Source organism: Mesorhizobium sp. M7A.F.Ca.MR.176.00.0.0 (assembly GCF_004023165.1).
Classification (GTDB): Bacteria; Pseudomonadota; Alphaproteobacteria; order Rhizobiales; family Rhizobiaceae; genus Mesorhizobium.
Window position 1 is genome coordinate 25,355 of the sequence record NZ_RZTC01000011.1, and the last position, 21,059, is coordinate 46,413.

At 64.3% G+C, this 21,059-nt stretch carries 17 protein-coding genes and 1 pseudogene; 10 read left to right on the top strand and 8 right to left on the bottom strand.

What is annotated here, in order from left to right:
* The 7 genes and pseudogenes from EOB59_RS36005 to EOB59_RS06445 form a co-directional block, all read left to right on the top strand.
* A pseudogene (locus EOB59_RS36005) lies at window positions 1–462 on the top strand (GNAT family N-acetyltransferase); the annotation flags it as partial.
* A gap of 14 nt (window positions 463–476) precedes the next feature.
* Entirely contained in the window at window positions 477–1,850 is a 1,374-nt protein-coding gene (locus EOB59_RS06420; RefSeq protein ID WP_128287955.1) for an aspartate aminotransferase family protein, read from the top strand.
* Window positions 1,851–2,085: 235 nt separating this feature from the next.
* The gene (locus EOB59_RS06425) at window positions 2,086–2,808 is read left to right on the top strand and encodes an HAD-IA family hydrolase (RefSeq protein ID WP_128287956.1); all 723 of its coding nucleotides are present in this window, start codon (window positions 2,086–2,088) and stop codon (window positions 2,806–2,808) included.
* Between the two features lie 63 nt (window positions 2,809–2,871).
* Window positions 2,872–4,482, top strand: a complete 1,611-nt coding sequence (locus EOB59_RS06430) for an ABC transporter substrate-binding protein (RefSeq protein WP_128287957.1) — start codon at window positions 2,872–2,874, stop codon at window positions 4,480–4,482.
* Between the two features lie 85 nt (window positions 4,483–4,567).
* Window positions 4,568–5,518 carry an ABC transporter permease gene (locus EOB59_RS06435; protein ID WP_128287958.1) on the top strand — a complete coding sequence of 317 codons (951 nt, stop codon included), beginning with the start codon at window positions 4,568–4,570 and terminating at the stop codon, window positions 5,516–5,518.
* Window positions 5,519–5,520: 2 nt separating this feature from the next.
* The gene (locus EOB59_RS06440) at window positions 5,521–6,366 is read left to right on the top strand and encodes an ABC transporter permease (RefSeq protein ID WP_128287959.1); all 846 of its coding nucleotides are present in this window, start codon (window positions 5,521–5,523) and stop codon (window positions 6,364–6,366) included.
* Window positions 6,363–8,018 (top strand): ABC transporter ATP-binding protein, encoded by a 1,656-nt coding sequence (locus EOB59_RS06445; RefSeq protein ID WP_128287960.1) that lies wholly within the window; start codon window positions 6,363–6,365, stop codon window positions 8,016–8,018. The genes EOB59_RS06440 and EOB59_RS06445 overlap by 4 nt, the downstream gene beginning before the upstream one ends.
* On the opposite strand, the gene EOB59_RS06450 is transcribed toward EOB59_RS06445, so the two are convergent.
* A complete protein-coding gene (locus tag EOB59_RS06450; protein ID WP_128287961.1) occupies window positions 8,019–8,495 on the bottom strand; it encodes an Lrp/AsnC family transcriptional regulator in 477 nt (158 codons plus the stop codon). It abuts the gene before it with no gap.
* Between the two features lie 8 nt (window positions 8,496–8,503).
* Window positions 8,504–10,597 carry an NADH:flavin oxidoreductase gene (locus tag EOB59_RS06455; RefSeq protein WP_164895592.1) on the bottom strand — a complete coding sequence of 698 codons (2,094 nt, stop codon included), beginning with the start codon at window positions 10,595–10,597 and terminating at the stop codon, window positions 8,504–8,506.
* 53 nt (window positions 10,598–10,650) lie between these two features.
* Between EOB59_RS06455 and EOB59_RS06460 the strand changes: the two genes are divergently transcribed.
* Complete coding sequence (locus EOB59_RS06460; RefSeq protein WP_128287962.1) at window positions 10,651–11,592, top strand: LysR substrate-binding domain-containing protein; 942 nt, start codon at window positions 10,651–10,653, stop codon at window positions 11,590–11,592.
* A 38-nt stretch (window positions 11,593–11,630) separates the two neighbouring features.
* Here EOB59_RS06460 and EOB59_RS06465 read toward each other — a convergent pair whose 3' ends face one another.
* Window positions 11,631–12,107, bottom strand: coding sequence for an Lrp/AsnC family transcriptional regulator (locus tag EOB59_RS06465; protein WP_128287963.1), 477 nt, complete (start codon window positions 12,105–12,107; stop codon window positions 11,631–11,633).
* Between the two features lie 220 nt (window positions 12,108–12,327).
* On the opposite strand from EOB59_RS06465, the gene EOB59_RS06470 reads away from it, so the two are divergent.
* Window positions 12,328–13,653 (top strand): FAD-binding oxidoreductase, encoded by a 1,326-nt coding sequence (locus tag EOB59_RS06470; protein ID WP_128287964.1) that lies wholly within the window; start codon window positions 12,328–12,330, stop codon window positions 13,651–13,653.
* A gap of 39 nt (window positions 13,654–13,692) precedes the next feature.
* Here EOB59_RS06470 and EOB59_RS06475 read toward each other — a convergent pair whose 3' ends face one another.
* The 5 genes from EOB59_RS06475 to EOB59_RS06495 form a co-directional block, all read right to left on the bottom strand.
* Window positions 13,693–15,057: an FAD/NAD(P)-binding oxidoreductase gene (locus EOB59_RS06475; RefSeq protein WP_128287965.1), complete on the bottom strand. Its 1,365-nt coding sequence runs from the start codon at window positions 15,055–15,057 to the stop codon at window positions 13,693–13,695.
* The gene (locus EOB59_RS06480; protein ID WP_128287966.1) at window positions 15,054–15,356 is read right to left on the bottom strand and encodes a (2Fe-2S)-binding protein; all 303 of its coding nucleotides are present in this window, start codon (window positions 15,354–15,356) and stop codon (window positions 15,054–15,056) included. Before EOB59_RS06480 ends, EOB59_RS06475 begins: the two co-directional genes overlap by 4 nt.
* A complete protein-coding gene (locus EOB59_RS06485; protein ID WP_128287967.1) occupies window positions 15,353–17,338 on the bottom strand; it encodes a hydantoinase B/oxoprolinase family protein in 1,986 nt (661 codons plus the stop codon). The genes EOB59_RS06480 and EOB59_RS06485 overlap by 4 nt, the downstream gene beginning before the upstream one ends.
* Window positions 17,331–19,421 (bottom strand): hydantoinase/oxoprolinase family protein, encoded by a 2,091-nt coding sequence (locus tag EOB59_RS06490; protein ID WP_128287968.1) that lies wholly within the window; start codon window positions 19,419–19,421, stop codon window positions 17,331–17,333. Before EOB59_RS06490 ends, EOB59_RS06485 begins: the two co-directional genes overlap by 8 nt.
* Window positions 19,422–19,509: 88 nt before the next feature.
* A complete protein-coding gene (locus tag EOB59_RS06495; RefSeq protein WP_128287969.1) occupies window positions 19,510–20,415 on the bottom strand; it encodes a LysR family transcriptional regulator in 906 nt (301 codons plus the stop codon).
* Window positions 20,416–20,528: 113 nt separating this feature from the next.
* On the opposite strand from EOB59_RS06495, the gene EOB59_RS36010 reads away from it, so the two are divergent.
* Window positions 20,529–21,059, top strand: a 531-nt coding sequence (locus tag EOB59_RS36010; protein WP_245486546.1) for an FAD-dependent oxidoreductase, incomplete at its 3' end; no start/stop codon positions are given.

Consider the following 21,059-nt stretch of genomic DNA (forward strand, 5'->3'; position numbering starts at 1 on the left):
CATCAGGGCAGCGTTGCCGAGCTTGGTGCGCCCGGCGGCGTGGAAGCGGCGGGCACCGCCGACCTCGCGGAGATCAAGGCGCTGGACCGCGATGCCTACGGCGCCGACCGTGAAGCTCTGATCGATGCGCTGGCGGAGCGCGGCCAATTCGCGGTCATCCGCCGTAACGGCGCCATCGAGGCCTATGCCGCGATCCGCCCGTTCGGACGCGGCGAGGTGATCGGTCCGGTCATCGCGGGAAGCACCGACGAGGCTAAGGCCCTGATCGGCTTCTTCGCCGCGCCGCGTCCCGGCGCCTTCCTGCGCGTCGATACCGGCAGCGGGACCGGCATCGCCGGCTGGCTCGAGGAAATCGGCCTCGCCCATGTCGGCGGCGGCGTGGCCATGGACCGTCCACCCAAGACGAACATGGAACAGGCCAGACCGAAAGTTTACGCCCTCGCCAACCAGGCGCTGGGCTAGTCCGGAGGACAACAATGCTCGCCAATTCCCTGATCGAACTCGATCGCGCCCATCTTATCCACCCGGTCTCTTCATACCGTGGTCATGAGGCGCAAGGCGTGCGCGTCTTGAAATCGGCGAGGGGGGCGACCGTGACCGATGCGTCCGGCCGGCAACTTCTCGACGGCTTCGCGGGGTTGTGGTGCGTCAACGCCGGCTACGGCCATGACAGCATCGTCGAGGCGGCGGCCCGGCAGATGCGCGAGCTTCCCTACGCCACCGCCTATTTCGACCTCGGCTCTGAGCCGGCCATCCGCCTCGCCTCGGAACTGGCTGAGCGCGCGCCAGGTGACCTCAATCACGTCTTTTTCACGCTTGGCGGGTCGGACGCGGTCGACAGCACGATCCGTTTCGTCCGCTATTACTGGAATGCCAGGGGCGAGCCAACGCGCGACCAGTTCATTTCCATCGAGCAGGGTTATCACGGGTCGTCGGTGGTCGGCGCGGGCCTGACCGCACTGCCCGCCTTTCACGCCGGTTTTGGCATTCCCTTCGAATGGCAGCACAAGATCCCCTCCCCCTATCCCTATCGCAACCCGGTGGGCGAGGACGGCAACGCGATCATCGCCGCATCGCTCGCCGCGCTGAAGGCCAAGATCGAGGAGATCGGGGCGGAACGGGTCGCCGCCTTCTATGCCGAGCCGATCCAGGGCTCGGGCGGCGTCATCGTGCCACCGAAAGGCTGGATCAAGGCTATGCGCGAGCTCTGCCGGGAGCACGGCATCCTGTTCATCGCCGACGAGGTCATCACCGGCTTCGGCCGCACGGGACCCCTGTTCGCCTGCGCCGATGAGGACATCGTTCCCGATTTCATGACGACCGCGAAGGGGCTGACCTCGGGCTATGTTCCCATGGGGGCCGTGTTCATGGCCGATCATGTCTACGACGTCATCGCCGATGGCGCAGGCGCCTCGGCCGTCGGCCACGGCTACACCTATTCCGCCCATCCCGTCAGCGCCGCCGTCGCGCTCGAAGTTTTGAAGCTCTACGAAGACGGCCTTCTCGAGAACGGCATCAAGGCCGGCGCCCGGCTGATGGCTGGCCTGGAGGGTCTGAGGAACCATCCGCTGGTCGGCGACGTGCGCGGCCGCGGCATGCTTGCCGCGATCGAACTGGTGGTCGACAAGCAGAAGAAGACACCGCTTCCGGCGTCGGCCATGCCGGCGCGGCGCGTCTTCGACAGAGCGTGGGACAATGGCCTGATCATCCGTGCCTTTGCCAACGGGGTTATCGGCTACGCACCGCCGCTCTGCTGCACCGACAGCGACATCGACGCGATCATCGAACGCACGCGCCGGACGCTCGACCAGACGCTGGCCGATCCCGATGTCCGCCAGGCTCTGGCATGATGGGGGCGAAATATGTCGTGTCTCGAAATATCGCCGGGCAGACGATTTCGCAATTTTGTGCCGCCCCCTCACGCCTTTTCGGCGAATCCAGCGCGGGGGAAGTGCCAGACTGTTGATACGACAAGGCCAGAAGCCCGGATATCCGGGCCTTCGAAAAAGGCCTACGCCCCGGACAGCACGGAATTTTGTTCTGTTCAACACATGCAATTCGGCCGCGCGCAGAGGAGACCCAGTCTTGGCCAGGGGCTTTAGCGAATCCAAATACATGACCTTCGATGTCGTCGGCACGCTGATCGACTTCGAAGGCGGCATCACGACTTGCCTGGCCGGGATTGCCGCCGAGGCCGGCGTTTCGCTCGATGGCGAGGAAGCGCTGAGCCTTTACCGGCAGGCCCGCTACATGCCCGATGCAAGCCTGTTTCCCGACGATCTCGTGCGTGTCTACACAGTCATCGCGCCGCGGCTCGGCCTGCCGCCCGAGGAGAGATACGGCGTCCGCCTACGGGATTCCGCCAGCCTCTGGCAAGGCTTCCCCGACAGCGCGGCGGCATTGGCGGACCTTGCGCAGTCGCACAGGCTGATTGCCATGACCAATGCCCGGCGCTGGGCGCTCGATCATTTCGAGAAGCAGCTCGGATCGCCCTTCTTCGCCACCTTCACGGCCGACGATACAGGCACGGAGAAACCGGCCCCGGCCTTCTTCCAGAAGGTCTTCGATTTCGTGGCCTCCCGGGGCGACAGCAAGGACGACATCCTGCACGTCGCGCAAAGCCAGTACCACGACATCGGCATATCCCGGGCGCTTGGCATGACCAATTGCTGGATCGAGCGCCGGCACGCCCAGAAGGGCTATGGCGGCACGATCGAGCCCGAGCGCTTCACCGCGCCGGACTACCACTTCACCTCAATGGCGGCCCTTGCCGCCGCCGTGCGGGAAAGCCTGAAGCAACGAACCTGAGCCCAAGCCCGGAAAGCCGCAGCAAGACGAGCAACCCGGAAAAACAAACGAAAGGGGAATGATATGACCGACAAGATCACGAACTGGACCAGCGCAGACGATGCCATGGTCGAGAATGCCATTCGGCGGGGCGCGAGCCGCCGCGAACTCCTCAAGATGCTGCTGGCCGGCGGCGCCGCGGTTGCCGCGGGCAGCATGGTGCTTGGCCGCGCCACCAATGCCGTCGCTGCCACGCCGGTTTCCGGCGGGAGCTTCAAGGCCGCCGGCTGGTCGTCGTCGACCGCCGACACGCTCGATCCGGCAAAGGCGTCGCTGTCGACCGACTATGTCCGCTGCTGTTCGCTCTACAACCGCCTGACTTTCCTCGACAAGGATGGCGTCACGCAGATGGAGCTGGCCGAAAGCTTCGACAGCAAGGACGCCAAGACCTGGACCGTAAAGCTGCGCAAGGGCGTCACCTTCCACGACGGCAAGGCCCTCACCGCCGACGACGTCGTCTTCTCGATGAAGCGCCATCTCGATCCGGCGGTCGGTTCCAAAGTCGCCAAGATCGCCGCGCAGATGACCGGCTTCAAGGCGGTCGACAAGTCGACCGTGGAAATCACGCTCGCCGATCCGAATGCTGACCTCCCGACCATCCTGGCGCTGCATCACTTCATGATCGTCGCCGATGGCACCACCGATTTCTCCAAGGGCAACGGCACCGGCGCCTTCGTGCTGCAGACGTTCGAACCGGGCGTGCGGTCGGTCGTCACCAAGAACAAGAACTACTGGAAATCAGGCCAGCCCTATCTCGACTCGTTCGAATTCATCGCCATCAGCGACGACAGCGCCCGCGTCAACGCGCTGCTTTCCGGTGACATCAACTTCGCCGCCTCGATCAATCCGCGCGCGATGAAGCTCATTGGCGGCCAGCAGGGCTTCGAATTGTCGAAGACGACCTCGGGCAACTACACGGACCTCAACATCCGGCTCGACATGGATCCGGGCAACAAGGCCGACTTCGTGGCCGGCATGAAATACCTCGTCAACCGCGAGCAGATCGTCAAATCGGCATTGCGCGGCCTTGGCGAAGTCGGCAACGACCAGCCCGTCTCGCCGGCGAACATCTTCCACAATGCCGACCTCAAGCCGAAAGCCTTCGACCCCGACAAGGCCAAGTTCCACTTCCAGAAATCGGGCTTGCTCGGCCAGTCCATCCCGGTGATCGCCTCCGACGCCGCGACCTCGTCGATCGACATGGCGGTGATCATCCAGGCCGCCGGCGCCGACATCGGCATGAAGCTCGACGTCCAGCGCGTCCCGTCCGACGGCTACTGGGACAATTACTGGCTCAAGGCGCCGATCCATTTCGGCAACATCAATCCACGCCCGACGCCGGACATCTTGTTCTCGCTGCTCTACGCCTCCAACGCGCCCTGGAACGAAAGCCAGTACAAGTCGGAGAAGTTCGACCAGCTGATGATCGAGGCGCGCGGCTCGCTCGACCAGGCCAAGCGCAAGGAAATCTATGGCCAGATGCAGACCATGATCTCCGAGGAGGCCGGCACCATCATCCCGGCCTACATTTCCAACGTGGATGCCCTCTCCAGCAAGGTGAAGGGTTTGGAGGCGAACCCGCTCGGTGGCATGATGGGCTACGCAATGGCGGAATATCTCTGGCTCGAAGCCTGAGAGGCGCCTGCCGGGGACCGGACAGCCGGTCCCCGGTACAATTGCGCAACATGGCTTGGCCGAACGCAACCGCAGGAGCGCTTCCATGACGTCTGGGGTTTTAAACCTCGTGTTGAAGCGGCTGGCGATCGCGGTCGTTACACTTCTGATCGTCCTGTTCGCCGTGTTTTTCGCCACCAGCATGCTGCCCGGCGACACCGCGTCGATCCTGCTCGGCCAGGCGGCTACGCCTGAAGCCGTCGCCGGCTTGCGCGAGGCCATGCATCTCAACGATCCGGCAATCCTGCGCTTCCTGCGCTGGCTTCTCGGCCTGCTCCACGGCGATCTCGGCACCTCCTATGCCAATGAGATGCCGGTCGCGGCGCTGATCGGCGGGCGTTTCGTCAACACCATGGAGCTCGCCGGCATCACCACGCTGCTTTCGGTGCCGCTGGCGCTGACGCTGGGCATCACCGCCGCGATGCTGCGCGGCTCCTTCTACGACCGCACCGTCACCATTCTTGCGATCGGCGTCATCTCGGTGCCGGAGTTCATGGTCGCGACGCTGGCGGTCCTGCTTTTCGCTGTCTATCTCAAATGGCTGCCGGCGCTGTCCTCGGTCAATGAGGCGCATACGCTGACCGACCTCGTGCGGATCTATGCGATGCCGGTGATCACACTCACCTTCGTCATCTCCGCCCAGATGATCCGCATGACACGCGCCGCGGTGATCGAAACGCTCTCCACGCCCTATGTCGAGATGGCGCTTCTCAAAGGCGCCTCACGCCGCCGCATGGTGCTCAAGCACGCGCTTCCCAATGCGCTCGGGCCGATCGTCAACGCGGTTGCGCTGTCGCTGTCCTACCTGGTCGGCGGCGTGATCATCGTGGAGACGATCTTCAACTATCCCGGCATCGCCAAGCTGATGGTCGATGCGGTCGCGACCCGCGACCTGCCGCTGATCCAGAGCTGCGCAATGATCTTCTGCCTCGGCTATCTCTTGCTCATCACGATCGCCGACATCATCGCCATCATGTCCAACCCGAGGCTCAGGTGACGATGGCGCGCATGGCAACTTCCCGACGGTCCTTCCTGGGTCACAGCTACAATCTCGTGGGCGTCGTGGCCGCGCTGGTCATCCTGGCGTGGACGCTGATCGCCATCTTCGCGCCCTATATCATTCCCCATTCGATCGGCGACATCGTCGACGACGATTATTTCGGCCCGATGCGTCAGGGCCTATGGCTCGGCTCGGACTATCTGGGGCGCGACATGCTCTCACGGGTGCTGATGGGCGCGCGCTACACCGTCGGCATATCGCTCGCCGCCGTCGCCATCGCCTGCTTCTCCGGCGTCGTGCTGGGGATGATCGCGGCCGTCACCGGCGGCTGGCTCGACAGCTGCCTCAGCCGTTTCCTCGATGCCATGAACTCGATCCCCAGCAAGCTGTTCGGCCTTGTGGTCGTCGCCGCGGTCGGCTCGTCGATCCCGGCGCTGATCCTGACGCTCGCCGTCATCTATATACCGGGCGCCTACCGTTTCGCGCGGGCGCTCGCCGTCAACATCAACAGCATGGACTTCATGACCGTCGCCCGCGTCCGCGGCGAAAGCACCGCCTATCTCATCGGGTCCGAGATCCTGCCCAACATCATCCGCCCGGTGCTGGCCGACTTCGGCCTGCGTTTCGTCTTCATCGTGCTCTTACTCTCCGGCCTGTCCTTCCTTGGACTCGGCCTGCAACCGCCGCTCGCCGACTGGGGCGCGCTGGTGCGCGAGAACATCGGCGGCCTGCCCTTCGCGGCCCCCGCCGTCATCATTCCCTCGCTGGCGATCGCCAGCCTCACCATCAGCGTCAACCTGCTGATCGACAACCTGCCGCAGAAGGTCAGGGACAGGCACTTATGAGCAATCTCGTCGAGCTCAGGAACCTGAAGATCGAGGCGACGACCGACGCCGGACGTGTCGTCGAAATCATCAAGGGCGTCAGCCTCGACATCGCCGATGGCGAGATCGTCGCCCTGATCGGCGAGAGCGGTTCCGGCAAGACGACGATCGCGCTCTCGCTGATGGGCTATGCGCGGCCTGGCTGCCGGATCACCGGCGGCGAGATCAATGTCAACGGCAAGAACATGGCGGCACTTTCCGAAAAGCAACGCGCAAGGTTGCGCGGCACCGACATTGCCTATGTTCCGCAAAGTGCCGCCGCCTCCTTCAACCCTTCGTCCACCATCATGGAACAGGTGATCGAGGTTACACGCATCCACGGCCTGATGCCGCCCGAGCAAGCGCGAAAGCGAGCGGTCGAGCTGTTCCGGGCCTTGTCGCTGCCGGATCCGGAAGGGATCGGCGCGCGTTATCCGCACCAGGTTTCGGGCGGGCAATTGCAGCGGTTGTCGGCCGCCATGGCACTTATCGGCGATCCCAAGCTGATGATCTTCGACGAGCCGACGACGGCACTCGACGTGACGACGCAAATCGACGTGCTGAAGGCCTTCAAGTCGGTCATGCGGGCAGGCGGAATAGCAGGCGTCTACGTCTCCCACGACCTCGCCGTCGTCGCCCAGATCGCCGACCACATCGTCGTGTTGAAGAGTGGTGAAGTGCAGGAGTCAGGCACCACGGCTCAGATACTTTCGGCTGCCCAGCACCCCTATACGCGCGAACTGCTGGCTGCCTTCGAGCCGAAACCGCGGCAAGCACATGCCGACGCGGATGCTGGGCTGAAAGAGCTGCTGCGTATCGACAATGTGACCGCCGGCTATGGTGCGGTGCGAGCTGACGGACTGCCGCTTATCCGCGCTGTCAATTCCGTCAGTCTGGTCGTCGAGAAGGGGCGCAATCTCGGCGTCATCGGTGAATCCGGCTGCGGAAAATCGACGCTCGCGCGCGTCATCGCCGGCATCCATCCGGCAGCGGCCGGCGACATCATCTTCGACGGCAAGCAACTGGCGCGCACCGCTGGGAAGCGCAGCCACGACGAGCTGCGTGAGATGCAGATCGTGTTCCAGTATGCCGATACCGCGCTCAATCCGGCCAAGCCCGTTGAGGACATCATTGGCCGGCCGCTGGCCTTCTATCACGGGCTCGACAGACAGGCGCGCTCGAAGCGGGTCGACGAATTGCTCGACATGGTTCGCCTGCCCAGGACGCTGCGCTACCGCCGCCCGTCGGAGCTCTCGGGCGGTCAAAAGCAGCGCGTGAACTTTGCGCGCGCCCTGGCGGCCGGACCCAAGCTCATCATCTGCGACGAGATCACCTCGGCGCTCGACACGGTGGTGGCGGCCGCCGTGATCGACCTGCTCAAGGAGTTGCAGCGCGAGTTGGGCCTTTCCTACATTTTCATCAGCCACGATCTCTCCGTCGTCGAAGCGATCTGCGACGAGATCATGGTCATGTACAATGGCGAGCGGGTGGAGCAGATCACGCCCGACAGGCTGCAGGCGCCCACCCACCCCTATTCGAAGCTTCTGTTCTCCTCCGTGCCGAAGCTCGATCCGACGTGGCTCGATGGCCTCGTGCGCGACCCCGAACTGGTCAGCCAGTACGGCCATCGCTGACTACATCGGGAACAGGCTGGGCAGCGGCATGTGCGCCTTGACGATGGGGGACTTCAGGACCACGAAGCTGAAATACTTGTCGATGCCGATATCCATGTCGCTCAGCCGCTCCATGATCTCCTGATACTCGCCGATGCCGGCGGCCACGAATTTCATCAAATAGTCGTAGCGGGCGGAGACGCGGTGGCATTCGACGGCCGCATCAACTTTGTCGATGGCGGCAAGGAAACGCGCGAAGTCGATCTGGCGATGGTTCTTGAGCGTAATTTCGGTGAAGACGGTGAGCGTCCGCCCCAGCCTGGCTATGTCGATCTGCGCCGAATAGCGCATGATATAGCCTTCGGCATGAAGCTTTTTTACCCGCATCAGGCATGGGCTGGGAGAGAGATTGACCCGTTCCGCCAGCTCCACATTTGTGATGCGGCCGTTCTTCTGCAGCTCGTACAGAATCTTGATGTCAATCCGATCGAGTTTCATGGGCTCCTCTACAATTGCGAGCAGAGCCGGTAGGCCTCGTAGATCGACGAGTAGATGTCCCTGCTGGCAACCGCGTCTCCAATGCGGTGCAAGACGAACGATCCGGCGGCTTGCGGACCATTGTCGCCCTTCGTTTCCGTTCCGATCATGAGTGCTATGTCGGTGACGCCCTTGTTGGCGGAGCGCGCACGCAATTCCTGGTAGGTATCTTCCATGGGCGCCGTGCCGCGTTCGACAATGAGTTGAGCGCAAGCCATTTCCGTTTCCGCACCGGTGAGCTCATGCCGGAACGTGGCGCCGATGCCGTTGCCTTGGCGTGCTGCCTTGACCAGGCGCACATCGGCGACGACCCGGATGCCGCGTTCCGAGGCGCGTTTGCGAAAACTCACCCGGTCCGGATAGGGCGTCTCGATCGCCAACGTGTCGTCGGCTATGGCCAGGCTGACCACGCGCCCCGGACGGGCTAGATGCAGGGCGCAGGAAATTGCGGCCTGGCGTCCAGTCTCATCGTAGATGAGCACATCGTCCTTCGCCGGCACGACCCCGGTCAGGACGTCCCAGACGCTGTCGCAATGTTCGGCGCCCTCCAGCCGCTCCATATCGGGAACGCCGCCGGTGGCGACGATCACCGCGTCCGGTTTCGCCGCAAGGACAATTTCTGCGTCGGCATAGGTATTGAGTCGGACTTCCACCCCAAGCCGCGCAAGTTCGTCGCCGCGCCAGTCGACTATGCCGATAAGATCCTTGCGATCGGACGCCGAGGCCGCGACGAGCACCTGCCCGCCAAGTCGCGCCCCGGCTTCGAGCAGGCTCACCGCGTGTCCGCGCTCGGCCGCGACCCTTGCCGCTTCCATCCCACCCGGACCACCGCCGATCACGACCACCCGTTTCGGCGTTTCAGCCCGCACGATGGTATGGCTGATGATCGTCTCATGACCGCTGGCGGGATTGTGAATGCACTGCACCTTCTTGTACAGGCAGTAGGACGCGCCGACACACGGGCGAATGCGTTCTTCTTCGCCGCGCATCACCTTGTTGACGATATGGGGGTCGGCAATATGCGCTCGAGTCATGCCGACCAAGTCGACAAGGCCCTCGCGGATGGCATGCCGCGCCGTCGCTATGTCCCGAATGCCAGCGGCGTGGATCACAGGCAGCCTGGTTTCGCGCTTAAACTGTCCGACCAGCGGCAAAAACGGCGCGCTCTGGCTGAACATGCCGGGCATATTCTGCTCGGCCAGCGACAGATCGGTGTCCATGCGGCCAAAGATACAGTTGAAGAAGTCGATATGGCCTTCCCGCTCGAACAGACGGGCGAAGGCAAGGCACTCCTCGAAATCCGACCCGTCCTCGACCGCCTCGTCGATCACGAACCGCATGCCGACGGCGAAATCGTCGCCCACCGCGCGGCGGATTGCCTCGTGAACCATCAGGCCGAAGCGCGCGCGGTTTTCCAGCGAGCCGCCGAAGCCATCCGTGCGCCTGTTGGTTCTGGGCGAGAGGAATTGACCGATCAGATGCCCGCCGGTGACGGTTTCGACGCCATCCAGACCGCCGTCCAGGCAGCGCCTGGCGGCACTGGCGTAATCCTTGATGATCCTGTCGATGTCCGCTGCGTCCATCTCCTTGGGAAAATTCCGGTTTCGCGTCTCGCGAACACGTGACGGCGCCACCGGCGGCAACCAGTTCCCGGCATAGGCAGTAGCGCGCCGGCCAAGGTGCGAGACCTGGCACATGACGGCAGCGCCGTGACGATGAATTCGCTGCGACAGCGACTGGAGATGAGGCACGATGCGGTCGGTCGAAAGGTCCAACTGACCGCCACCCCAACTCGAGTCGGGCGACGTCATGGCCGAGCCGCCCACCATGCTCATCGCCAGGCCGCCGCGCGCTTTCTCCTCGTGATAGCGTTGGTAGCGCTCGAGCGGCAGGCCGCCATCGTCCAGCATCGAAGCGTGACTGGTGCTGACAACACGGTTGCGCAGCGTCAGACCCTTGAGCCGAAACGGCTGAAGCAGAGGATCGCTGGATGTGCTGCCTGCTTGAGAACCCGCTGCCTTCACGTCCCGCTCCGCCCATTCGTGGGGGCTATAGTTCGCCATTTCCGGGATCGTAGAAAGCTTGAAAATTGTTGGGGTAGCTATACGCTGGGTGTATGGCTGGTTTCGCAACACTCGTTCCTTCCGCGCGCGGACTGCTCGTCTTCGAAGCTGCCGTCCGGTCGGGTAGCTTCACGGCTGCGGCGCGCGAATTCAACGTCACACAACCATCGATCAGCCGTAGCATTGCGCAACTCGAGGCCGATTTTGGTGTTCTTCTTTTCACACGAGGCCCAACGGGACTGACCCCGACCACGGAGGGACGTGCCCTGTATTCGGCCGTGCGGGAGGGATTTGACGGCATCGCGGAGGTGATCCGGAGAATCAAGCAGAACAGCGCTGCAAAGCCAGTCGTCACCCTTTCCCTTTCGAGTTCTCTGGCAACCTATTGGTTCGTTCCCAGGTTAGGGGCTTTCAACACGAGGTTTCCTGACGTCGACCTCAGGTTCGAACTGATCGCTGGCGTTTTGCGGGGACCCGCCGAGAATGTCGACCTTGCCACAAGAATCCTGGCCGGTGACGACACCCACTATCACCACTGGGCATTCTCGCCGGAAATCATAGTTCCTGTGTGCAGCCCATCCTATTTGTCGGCCCGCGGCCGGTTGATCCATGCCGGAACCGGGGAAGGTCATGCCCTGCTTCACCTGACCGACGCCAAGGACCAGTGGCTGGACGTCTGGGGCAGTGTGGCGGACCGCAAGACCAGCAGGGCAAAGTGGCTCGAGTTCTCGGACTACGCCGTCGTGCTTCAGGCCGCGATGAACGGGGAAGGCGTGGCGCTCGGCTGGCTCAGCAACGTTTCAAGGGCGTTGCTTCAGGGAACCCTTGTCCCTGCCTCGGACAGGCAGATCAAGACAGGCCGGATCCATCAGTTGATTGCCCCGCGCTCAAGGCCGGTACGCCCCGTCGTCTCCGATATCTGCGCCTGGATGATCGCCGAGATGCAAGCCGAGTTGGAAGCACTGCACCCGATCTTGCGGCCCGACATCTTGTAGCGGGCTGCAGGCGACAAGCGTGGCGGGGTCGCCGCAGACTACCTCGGAAACAGGCTGGGCAGCGGCATGTGCGCCTTGACGATCGGTGACTTCAGCACCACGAAGCTGAAATACTTGTCGATCCCGATATCCATATCGGTCAGCCGTTCCATGATCGTCTGGTACTCGGCGATGCCGGCGGTCACGAATTTCATCAGATAGTCGTAGCCACCCGACACGAGATGGCATTCGATGACCTGGTCGATCTTCTCCACAACGGCGAGAAAGCGGGCGAAGTCCAGCTGGCGATGGTTCTTCAAGGTGATTTCGGTGAACACGGTCAGCGTCTGGCCGAGCTTGCCGATGTTGACCTGCGCGGAATAGCCTTCGATGTAGCCTTCCGACTGCAGTTTCTTGACCCGCATCAGGCACGGGCTCGGCGACAGATGCACCAGATCAGCCAGTTCCACATTGGTGATGCGGCCGTTCTTCTGCAACTCGTACAGAATTTTGATATCGATCCGATCCAGTTTCATGGCCATCTCCGCAGAACATGCCGCAGCACAAAATGCTGCCGTACCAGCAACCATCGACACTACCACAGCCCGCCGGTCTGTCCATCCAAGCGGGCACTGCTTGAAACGCAGCGGATCCCGATTTCCACCGTGGTGCCGGAATAAAATTCTGCTTCGGCCGCAACTGCGGCAGCGGCTGCCTGCGCAACGCGTTAAATTGGCGCGTCAAGGCAGAGAGACCATGCGCGCACCACTGCAGCAAATCGAAACATCCGGTGAACTGCCGCAAACCGCGGACGCGGTGGTGATCGGCGGCGGCATCGTCGGTATCTTCGCAGCCTACTATCTGGCCAGGCGCGGCATGAAAGTCGCGCTTGTCGAAAAAGGGCTCATCGGCGCCGAGCAGTCCTCGCGGAACTGGGGGTGGTGCCGCCAGCAGAACCGCGACGCGCGCGAGTTGCCGATGGCGACGCGCAGCCTCGATCTCTGGCAGCGCTTTGCGGCAGAGACGGGCGAAGACACCGGCTTTCGCCGCTGCGGCCTGCTCTATCTCAGCAATGACGAGGCGGAACTGGCCGGCTGGGCACGCTGGCGTGACTTCGCGAGGACGGCCGGCGTCATCACGCATATGCTCGACAGCGCCGAGGCCAGCAAACGAGGCTGCGCCACGGGGCGGACATGGAAGGGCGGTGTCTTCTCGCCCACAGACGGCACCGCCGATCCATCGCGGGCCGCTCCCGCGGTCGCCCGCGCCATCCTCAAGCTCGGCGGCACCGTGCACCAGAATTGCGCGGCGCGCGGCATCGAGACCGAGGGGGGACGCCTGAGCGGTGTGGTCACCGAAAGTGGAACGATCCGGACCAAGTTGGCAGTGCTGTCCGGCGGCGCCTGGGCCTCCTCTTTTTGCCGGCAGTTCGGTTTCCGCTTTCCGCAGGCGTCGATCCGCTCCTCCATCTTGTCCGTGTCGCCCGGCGCCGAGGGTCTGCCGGATGCGCTGCATACGGCGAGTATCTCGGCCACGCGGCGCCGCGACGGTGGCTACACGCTCGCCATAAGTGGGCGCGGCCGCGTGGATGTCACGCCGCAGCAATTGCGCTTCTCCTCGCAGTTCGTCCCGATGTTCCTGAAGCGGTGGCGCAGCCTCGCACCCGGCGGCGTGCAGGGCATGCGCTCGGGTCACGAAACGCTCCGGCACTGGCGGCTCGACCAGCCGACGCCGATGGAGCGGATGCGCATCCTCGATCCGGTCCCGGATCAGGCGACCATCCGCCTCACCCATGCCCGGGCGCTCGAACTGCTGCCGGCACTGCGCCAGACCAGGATCAGCGCGGCCTGGGCCGGCTACATCGACAGCACGCCGGACGGCGTGCCTGCCATCGGCGAGATTGATTCCGTTCGGGGATTCTTCCTGGCTGCCGGATTTTCGGGACACGGCTTTGGCATCGGACCCGGCGCCGGGCATCTCGTCGCCGACTTGGTGACTGGCTCCGAACCGATTGTCGATCCGAAATCCTATGATCCCCTGCGCTTCGACGCTTCGGCCTGGGGGAAGGTCGCCGATTTCTAGGATGTGATCCTCATCCATCCGCGGCCCCCCGGAACCCCATCAGCCTTCACGCAGAAAAGCGCCGATGGGCGCCGGCCGGGCGGGGGCCTGTCCGCGAAACCGGCCGACAGCGCCAGGCGTGCAGCCGGCTTGCGCCGCCACGAGTTCGACCGCAGCCAACTGGCAATAGCGCCCCTGGCAGCGCCCCATGCCGACGCGCGACAGCGACTTCACCCTGTTGGCCTCGCCGCCACCGAAATCCACTCCCACGCGCACGGCTGCGGCAGTCACGTTCTCGCAGCGGCAGACGACCGCGTCGTCGGGGAGCGCCCGCACCATCGCCGCCGGCCAGGGAAAGGTGCAAGCCAGACCGCGGGCAAAGCGCTCGTGCCGCGCAAGCTTGCGCAGATCGGCACTGAAGGAAGGCGTCGGCAATCCGAGATCGGCAAGGCAGGCCGCTGCGGCAAGGCGTCCCGCGATCTCGGCGCCATCTGCCCCGAGGAGACGAACCCCGTCGCCCGCAAGATAAACTCCGTTGCCGGCGCGACCCATCTGGTCGGTCCTTGGCAGCCATTGCCGCCACTGCTCATCATAGGTGAAGGCGCATCCTGCCAGATCGGCCAGGTGCGTCTCCGCCCGCAGGTGCCAGCCCATGCCTACCGTGTCGCATGGAGTGAGGTGCTGCCTTCCGCCGGCGTCGCGCCAGCGCATCGCTGTGACACCTTTCCCGTCGGCCTCGATCCGTTCGAGCGTCACGCCCGCATGATAGCGGCCGCCGAGCCTCGCCCGCAGTGCCAAACCGCGCAGCGCGACAATTGGACGGGGGGCAAGCTGCCAGAGGCCCCGCATCTGCTGATGCCAGGGAGAGGTGTCCAGTACCGCTGCCACATCCGCTCCAGCCTTGGCGAGCTGGGCGCCGACCAGCGTCAGCAGAGGCCCCGATCCCATCAGGACGATCCGCCGCCCGAGCGCCGCGCCCTGCGCCTTGAGCGCGATCTGCGCCGCGCCAAGGCTATAGACGCCGGCGCTCTGCCAGCCAGGGACCGGAGCGACGCGGTCGCATGCCCCGGTGGCAAGGATCAGGTGGTCATAGCCGATCACCTGCACGCCGCCCTCTCCCAGCACGTGCAGCCGACCCGCATGCACTGCGATGACCGAGCTCGCAGCGCAATGGGTAAGGCGCCCCTCTGCGGCCAGCCGGTCGAAGAGCGCATGCAGCGCGAGCGCCTTCGCTGCTTCCAACCCGTAGAGTTGCTTCGCGGTGCGGACGAACCCGGCGGGCGGGCGGCGATAGATCTGCCCACCCGCGCGCTGCCCTTCATCGATCACCACTGGGTGGAGCCCAGCCTCGACCAGCATGGCCGCCGCCCTTATGCCGGCGGGACCGGCACCGACGATCACGATCCGCGGCAAGGTCTCGCTCACGGCCAGATCTCCGGTTCCTTTGTGCGCAACCGCATGCCTTCGGTGACAAATGCCGAGCACGCCCGCAAGCGCGAGCCTTGCTCCTGCCATACCCAGCAATCCTGGCAGGCTCCCATCAGGCAGAACCCGGCGCGCAGCTCGGGTCCGAACTCAGACTTCCGTAGGGCGTGCCCTGATGCCAACATGGCGGTCAGTACAATGTCGCCCGCCAGTGCAGTATGCATCTGCCCGTCGAGAAAGAAATGCAACTGCACACGGTCGCCCTCGGCCAGCCGGACGATGCGGCCGGCGGTGATCATTCCGCGGCCTCTCGTACCGGGCCTTGACGCGGCAGTTCGGGGAACCGCTCGCAGACCGCATCGAAGGCCGCCTGCACCCCCTCCGGTCCCGAGCGCCCCTTCATGCGACGGAATATCTCTGTTTTGGCGAAGAACCGCCAGTGGATCGGCAAATCCCTTAGTATGGCGGTGAGCCGGTCATAGGCGGCCGGTGTCCACTGGGCTTCGTAGCCGTCGCGCTCGGGACCGAAATGGAAATGGCTGGCACCCGGCCTCTGCCGCACGCGCAGCATCCCCGTTGCCTGCTCGTCAACCTCGCCTTCGCGGATGACGACGCCGTAGTCGCGTTCGGCCGCGGCCGGCGAGACATAACCTCGCCGCACATCCTCCGCGACCCGCCAAGGCTCGCGCTCAAACGGATCGCCGCGCCCACCGCCTCCGGCGGAGCGGATATCGAGCACGTCACCAGGCTGCAGAACCGCGGTGTCGACGTTACCCAGCCGCCGCTCGTGCTCGGTTCCTGGATTGACGATCATGTCCGAGAGGCCGGCCGCCTTGCCGCCCAGCACGCCCCAGGGACGAAAAAAGCTGCGGTCGCGGTTGCGCGCCGTGATCCTGGAATCGGGAGCGAAGACGCGGAAGGCCATGTCGGTCGCCAAGCCGCCGCGCCAACGACCCGCCCCGCCGCTGTCCCTGGCGAGCCCGTATTTCACGAATTCGACCGGGGTCTCGGTCTCGGTGATTTCGATTGGGGTGTTCTTGAGATAGGCGGCATCGGCGCCTGACCCGTTGGTCCCGTCGCGATGCGGCATCGCGCCGCCGCCGCCCACCACCGGGTTCACCGCCGCAATGACGGTCCGGCTGGTCCGCTCGTCCGTGGTCATGACATTGACGATGCAGTTGTTGCCGGCAGGCGCCGCAGGCAGGCGCTCCGGCACCACCTGCGAGAAAGCGCCGAAGATGACCGACCGCAACCGGGCGCAGGTGAGCGAGCGCATGCCCACTGCGGCAGGATGTATCGGATTCAGCACCGAACCCCGGGGCGTAATGCAGGCAAACGGCCGAGTGAGGCCCGCATTGAGCAGGATCTTCGGGTTGAGCGTGTAGAGCACGTAGTACACGCCCACCAGCAGCATGGTGTGTCGCGGGTCACCGCCTGAAGGCACGTTGAGCGAGGAGCCGAGTTGCGGATCCGAACCAGTGAAGTCGAGCACTGCCTCGTCGCCCCTGATCGTCAGCGTCAGCTTCAGCCGGCAGGGATTGGCCTCAACCGAATCTTCGTCGGCATAGTCAGCGAACTCCCACGTCCCGTGGGGCATGGAGCGCAGCACCTCGCGCGCCTGCGCCTCCGCATGATCGAGAAGAGCAGAAACGCCCTCGAGGAAACCGGCCTTGCCGAACTTCTTCACCATCGCCTGGATCTTGCGCTCGCCGGTGTTGAGCGCGCCGACCAGCGCCTTGATGTCGCCGATATTGAGGCCGGGCTTGCGCACATTGGTGCTCATGATTCGCAGGATCATCTCGTCGAAGACGCCCTCATTCACGAGCTTCATGGGAGGAAAGCGAATGCCTTCCTGATGGATTTCGGTCAGCGCGCGGCTGAGGGAAGCCGGCACCGCACCGCCCATGTCGGTGTTGTGGATATGCCCTCCGGCCCAGGCGACGATCTCACCCTCGACGAACACCGGCTTCCAAAGATGCGTATCGGGTGCGTGGGTTGCGACATAGCCGGAATAGGGATCGTTGGTGAAGGCAACATCGCCCGGCCGGTAGTCGTCGACCATCGCGATCGCGCGGTGATAGGAAAGCCCCGGATACCAAGTGGCGCCAAGTTCCATCGGCACTGCGAAGGTTGCCCCTGAACGGTCCATCAGCATCACGGTAAAATCCTGCGTCTCCTTCACGAAGGCGGAGTGCGCGGTGCGATGCAGCGTGTGGGCCATGTTCTCGGCCGCCGCGCGGGCATGGTTCGCCAGAACCTGAAGGTTTGTCGGGTCAAACATGGGTTCCCTCCCCAAACGTCAGCAGAAGGTTGAGATGGCGGTCGACGCTTGCCTGCGCTCCAGCGGGAATGACAAAGGTGGTGTCTTCCTGAACGACCACAGCAGGCCCGTGGAACATGCCGCCAGGCAAAAGGGCTTGCCGGTCGTGAAGGTCGATGGTCTCGACGCTCAGGCCCGTGTAGACGGCGAGCCGGCGCGCTGGGACGGCCGGGGCGTCGATCACATCGACCTCCGGGAAAGAGAGTTTTGGCCCCGCGCCTATGGCGGATAGCCGAACATTCACAAGTTCGATCTCGCCATCCGGATCTTGGAAATCGTAGAGCCGCTCATGGGTAAGGTGGAAGGCCTGCGCGATGGCGGCCGCGCCGCCGTCCGCCAGCCATTCCGGCGCAACGACGACCTCGATCTCATAACTTTGCCCGACATAGCGCATGTCGCAGGACAGATTGAGCTCCGCCGCCGCATCGTGCCCCTGCGCAGCAAGCCAGTCGCGACCTTCACAAGCAAGGGCCTCGAAGGCCTCGCAAATTCCGGCAAGCGACACGGCCGACAGCGGGCTGAAGATGGTGCGGATGAAGTCTCCGCGCAAATCCGCCACCAGCCCGCCCAGCGCCGACACGACGCCGGGCCGGCGGGGCGCCATGACGTGCCTCATTCCGAGCTCGCGGGCAAGAAAAGCGCCGAGCATCGGGCCGCCGCCGCCGAACGGCATCAGCGTGAAATCGCGCAAGTCCACGCCGGCGCGCGAGGCGAGCTTCTCGACCTCGACGAACATTTCCGACACGGCGATATCGAGGATCGCCTGCGCCGTCTGCTCGATCGGGCGGCCGAGCCGGGCGGCAAGGTCGCCGACCGCGCGATGCGCCAGTCCGGTATCGATCTGCAGTTGGCCATATGCCATCTCGCTGTGACCGAGCCATCCGCACACCACCATGGCATCCGTTACCGTCGGCCGCTCGCCGCCACGGCCGTAGCATGCCGGTCCCGGCGTCGAACCTGCCGACTCCGGCCCGACCCGCAGCACCCCTTGCGCATCGACGCTGGCGATCGAGCCACCGCCGATGCCGATCGAACTCACCGACACCGAGGGAATATGGAGCGGAAATTCGCCGATCAACTCACCTGTCCCGAATTGCGGCTCGCCATCGATGATGAGCGCGAAGTCGGCCGAGGTTCCGCCAATGTCGAGGGTAAGGACCCTGTCCTGTCCGGCCTGGCGCGCCAGCCACGAGGCGCCGATGACGCCGGAGGCCGTTCCCGACAGCAGCATGTTCACGCAGGCGTGCTTGCCTTCGGCAGCGTTCATAAGCCCACCGTTAGACTTCGTCAGCATGGGGCGGGCCGGTGCGCCGAGCCCCTCCAGCCGCCCTTCCAGCGCTGTCAGATAGCCTGAGACGCGCGGATGGACATAGCCGTTGAGAATGGCGGTCGAGCTGCGCTCATATTCGCGGATGACCGGCCAGACCTCGGCTGAGCAAAATACGAAGAGGTCGGGGGCAAGGCGCGCCACCGCCGCCTTGACGGAGGCTTCCTGCGCGGCATTGCGCCACGAGTGGAGGAAGGCCACGATAATGCCTTGCGCACCGTTCGCTTTCGCCAATGCCACTGCCCTCTCCACCGCCGCCAGGTCCGGTGCCCTGGATTCGCTCCCATCGGCGCGCATGCGAGCCGGAATGCCGAAGACCATGTCGCGCGAGATCAGCGGGTCCGGCCGCGAGCAGAACAGCGAATACATGTCCGGCATGCGCAGCCGCGCGAGTTCGATCACATCCTCGAAGCCGGCATTGGTGAACAGCGCGAGCCGCGCGCCCTTTCGCTGGATGATGGTATTGATGCCGACGGTCGTGCCATGCACGAAGCGCGTCATTTGCTTGGGATCAAGGCCTTCGCGCTCGGCCAGAAGGTTGAGCCCCGTCATAAGCTCGGCGCCCGGATCCTCCGGCGTCGTCAGCACTTTCAGCGATGCGATGCGGCCGGAACGGGCTTCAAGCGCGCAGAAATCGATAAATGTTCCGCCGATATCGACCCCGACCTTCCAGTCGGCTCTGTTCCGCGCGTCATTCGCCGCGATAACACCATCCATGATGCGTCCTTCCTGTCTGCCGGCTGAAGCTGGCATGAACTGGTGGTCCGGGTCCAAGATGGATGACGGGCAAGGATATAAGTCTTGCTTATGCTCCTGTGCTATGCTGGCTCAGGACGGCGGAACAGGCTGCGCGGATTTCATCGCGCATTATCTCATCGGCCCGCGAAAGGACCTGCGCACGGGCAGTCAACAACGCGATCGGAAATTCCGGTCCTGCCGCCAACGGCCGGACCCCAAGCCCTGCAAACTGGGGCCACGGCAGTAGCCCGTCGACAAGGGCGATGCCCAGACCGGCCTGTACGAAACCGATGGCGGAGATGGATACGTCGATCTCGAGCGACGGTGAAAGCGTGACGCCTTGCGCGCGGGCCGCATGGGCCAGTTCGTCGGCAGGGCGCGTGTTCCCGCGATAGGATATCAATGCCTCCCCGACGAGATCGGCAAGCGTCAGCTGGGTCTTCTTCTGCAGGGCGTGCCCTGTGGGCAACAGGCACACGAAGCCGATGCTGCCGATCACCTCGGCCTCGATGTCGGGAGGCAGGCGATCGTCCATGGCGACGCCCAGGCTGACATCACCCGCACGCAGCATGTCGACGATCGCGGCGATCGGGGCGCTATGGGAACGCAGCAATATGTCGGGATGCAGGGCACGGAACCTGGTGAACGCGCGCGGCAATATCGCCATGGCCGGTGGCGGCGAGGCCGCGACCCGTACCAGTCCGGTCCGGCCCAGGCGCAGATCGGTGGTCTTGCGGCGCAGGCCCTCAAGCCCCGCCGACAGCCTCTCCGCATCGGGGAATATCTCCAAAGCCTCCGGAGTTGGGCGTAGCCTGCCCTTTACCCTCTCAAACAAAGCGAAGCCGAGTTCGTCCTCTGTGTGAAGCAGAATCTGGCTGAGCGCAGGCTGGGAAATGTTCAGCATCCGCGCCGCGGCGGTCACCGTGCCCGCGCGCATGACGGCGATGAACACTTCGAGTTGTCGCGCCCGCATTGCCACCCCATAGGTAAAGCTTATGGCTCTTGTTCAAACCCATCTTTGACCTAATGCAGTGGCGCGGACAAGATTGGCCAGCAAGGATCATTCGCCCTGCACAAGGAATGACTATGGACGTGATCGTGCTGGGCGGCGGACTGATGGGGACGGCTTCAGCCTATTTCCTTGCTAGGCGCGGCGCACAAGTGACGCTGATCGAACGCAACCGGATCGGCAGCGGGGCAACCGTCGCCTCCTTCGGCAACATCCGGCGCACGGGGCGTCACCTGTCCCAGCTTCCGCTTGCCCAGCGCTCGCTTCGGCTATGGGGTGAGGTCGAAAAAATGCTTGGGCGCGACCTGGAATTCCGCGCCACCGGTCATATCCGGCTAATCTTCGATGAAGGCGGTCTCGCCGATATGCGGGCCTATGCCGAGGCGGCGCGGCCATGGGGGCTTGAGCTGGAGGAACTCGGACCCCGTGAGATCCGTGCACGCTTTCCTGGGCTTGGTCCCGAAGCGATCGCGGCCTCGCTCTCGCCGCACGACGGCAGCGGCAATCCGCGGCTGATCGCGCCGGCCTTCGCCGAAGCGGCCCGCAGGCTTGGCGCGGCGATCGTCGAGGACGCCAGGGTCGAGCAGATCCAGCGAACAGGCTCCGGT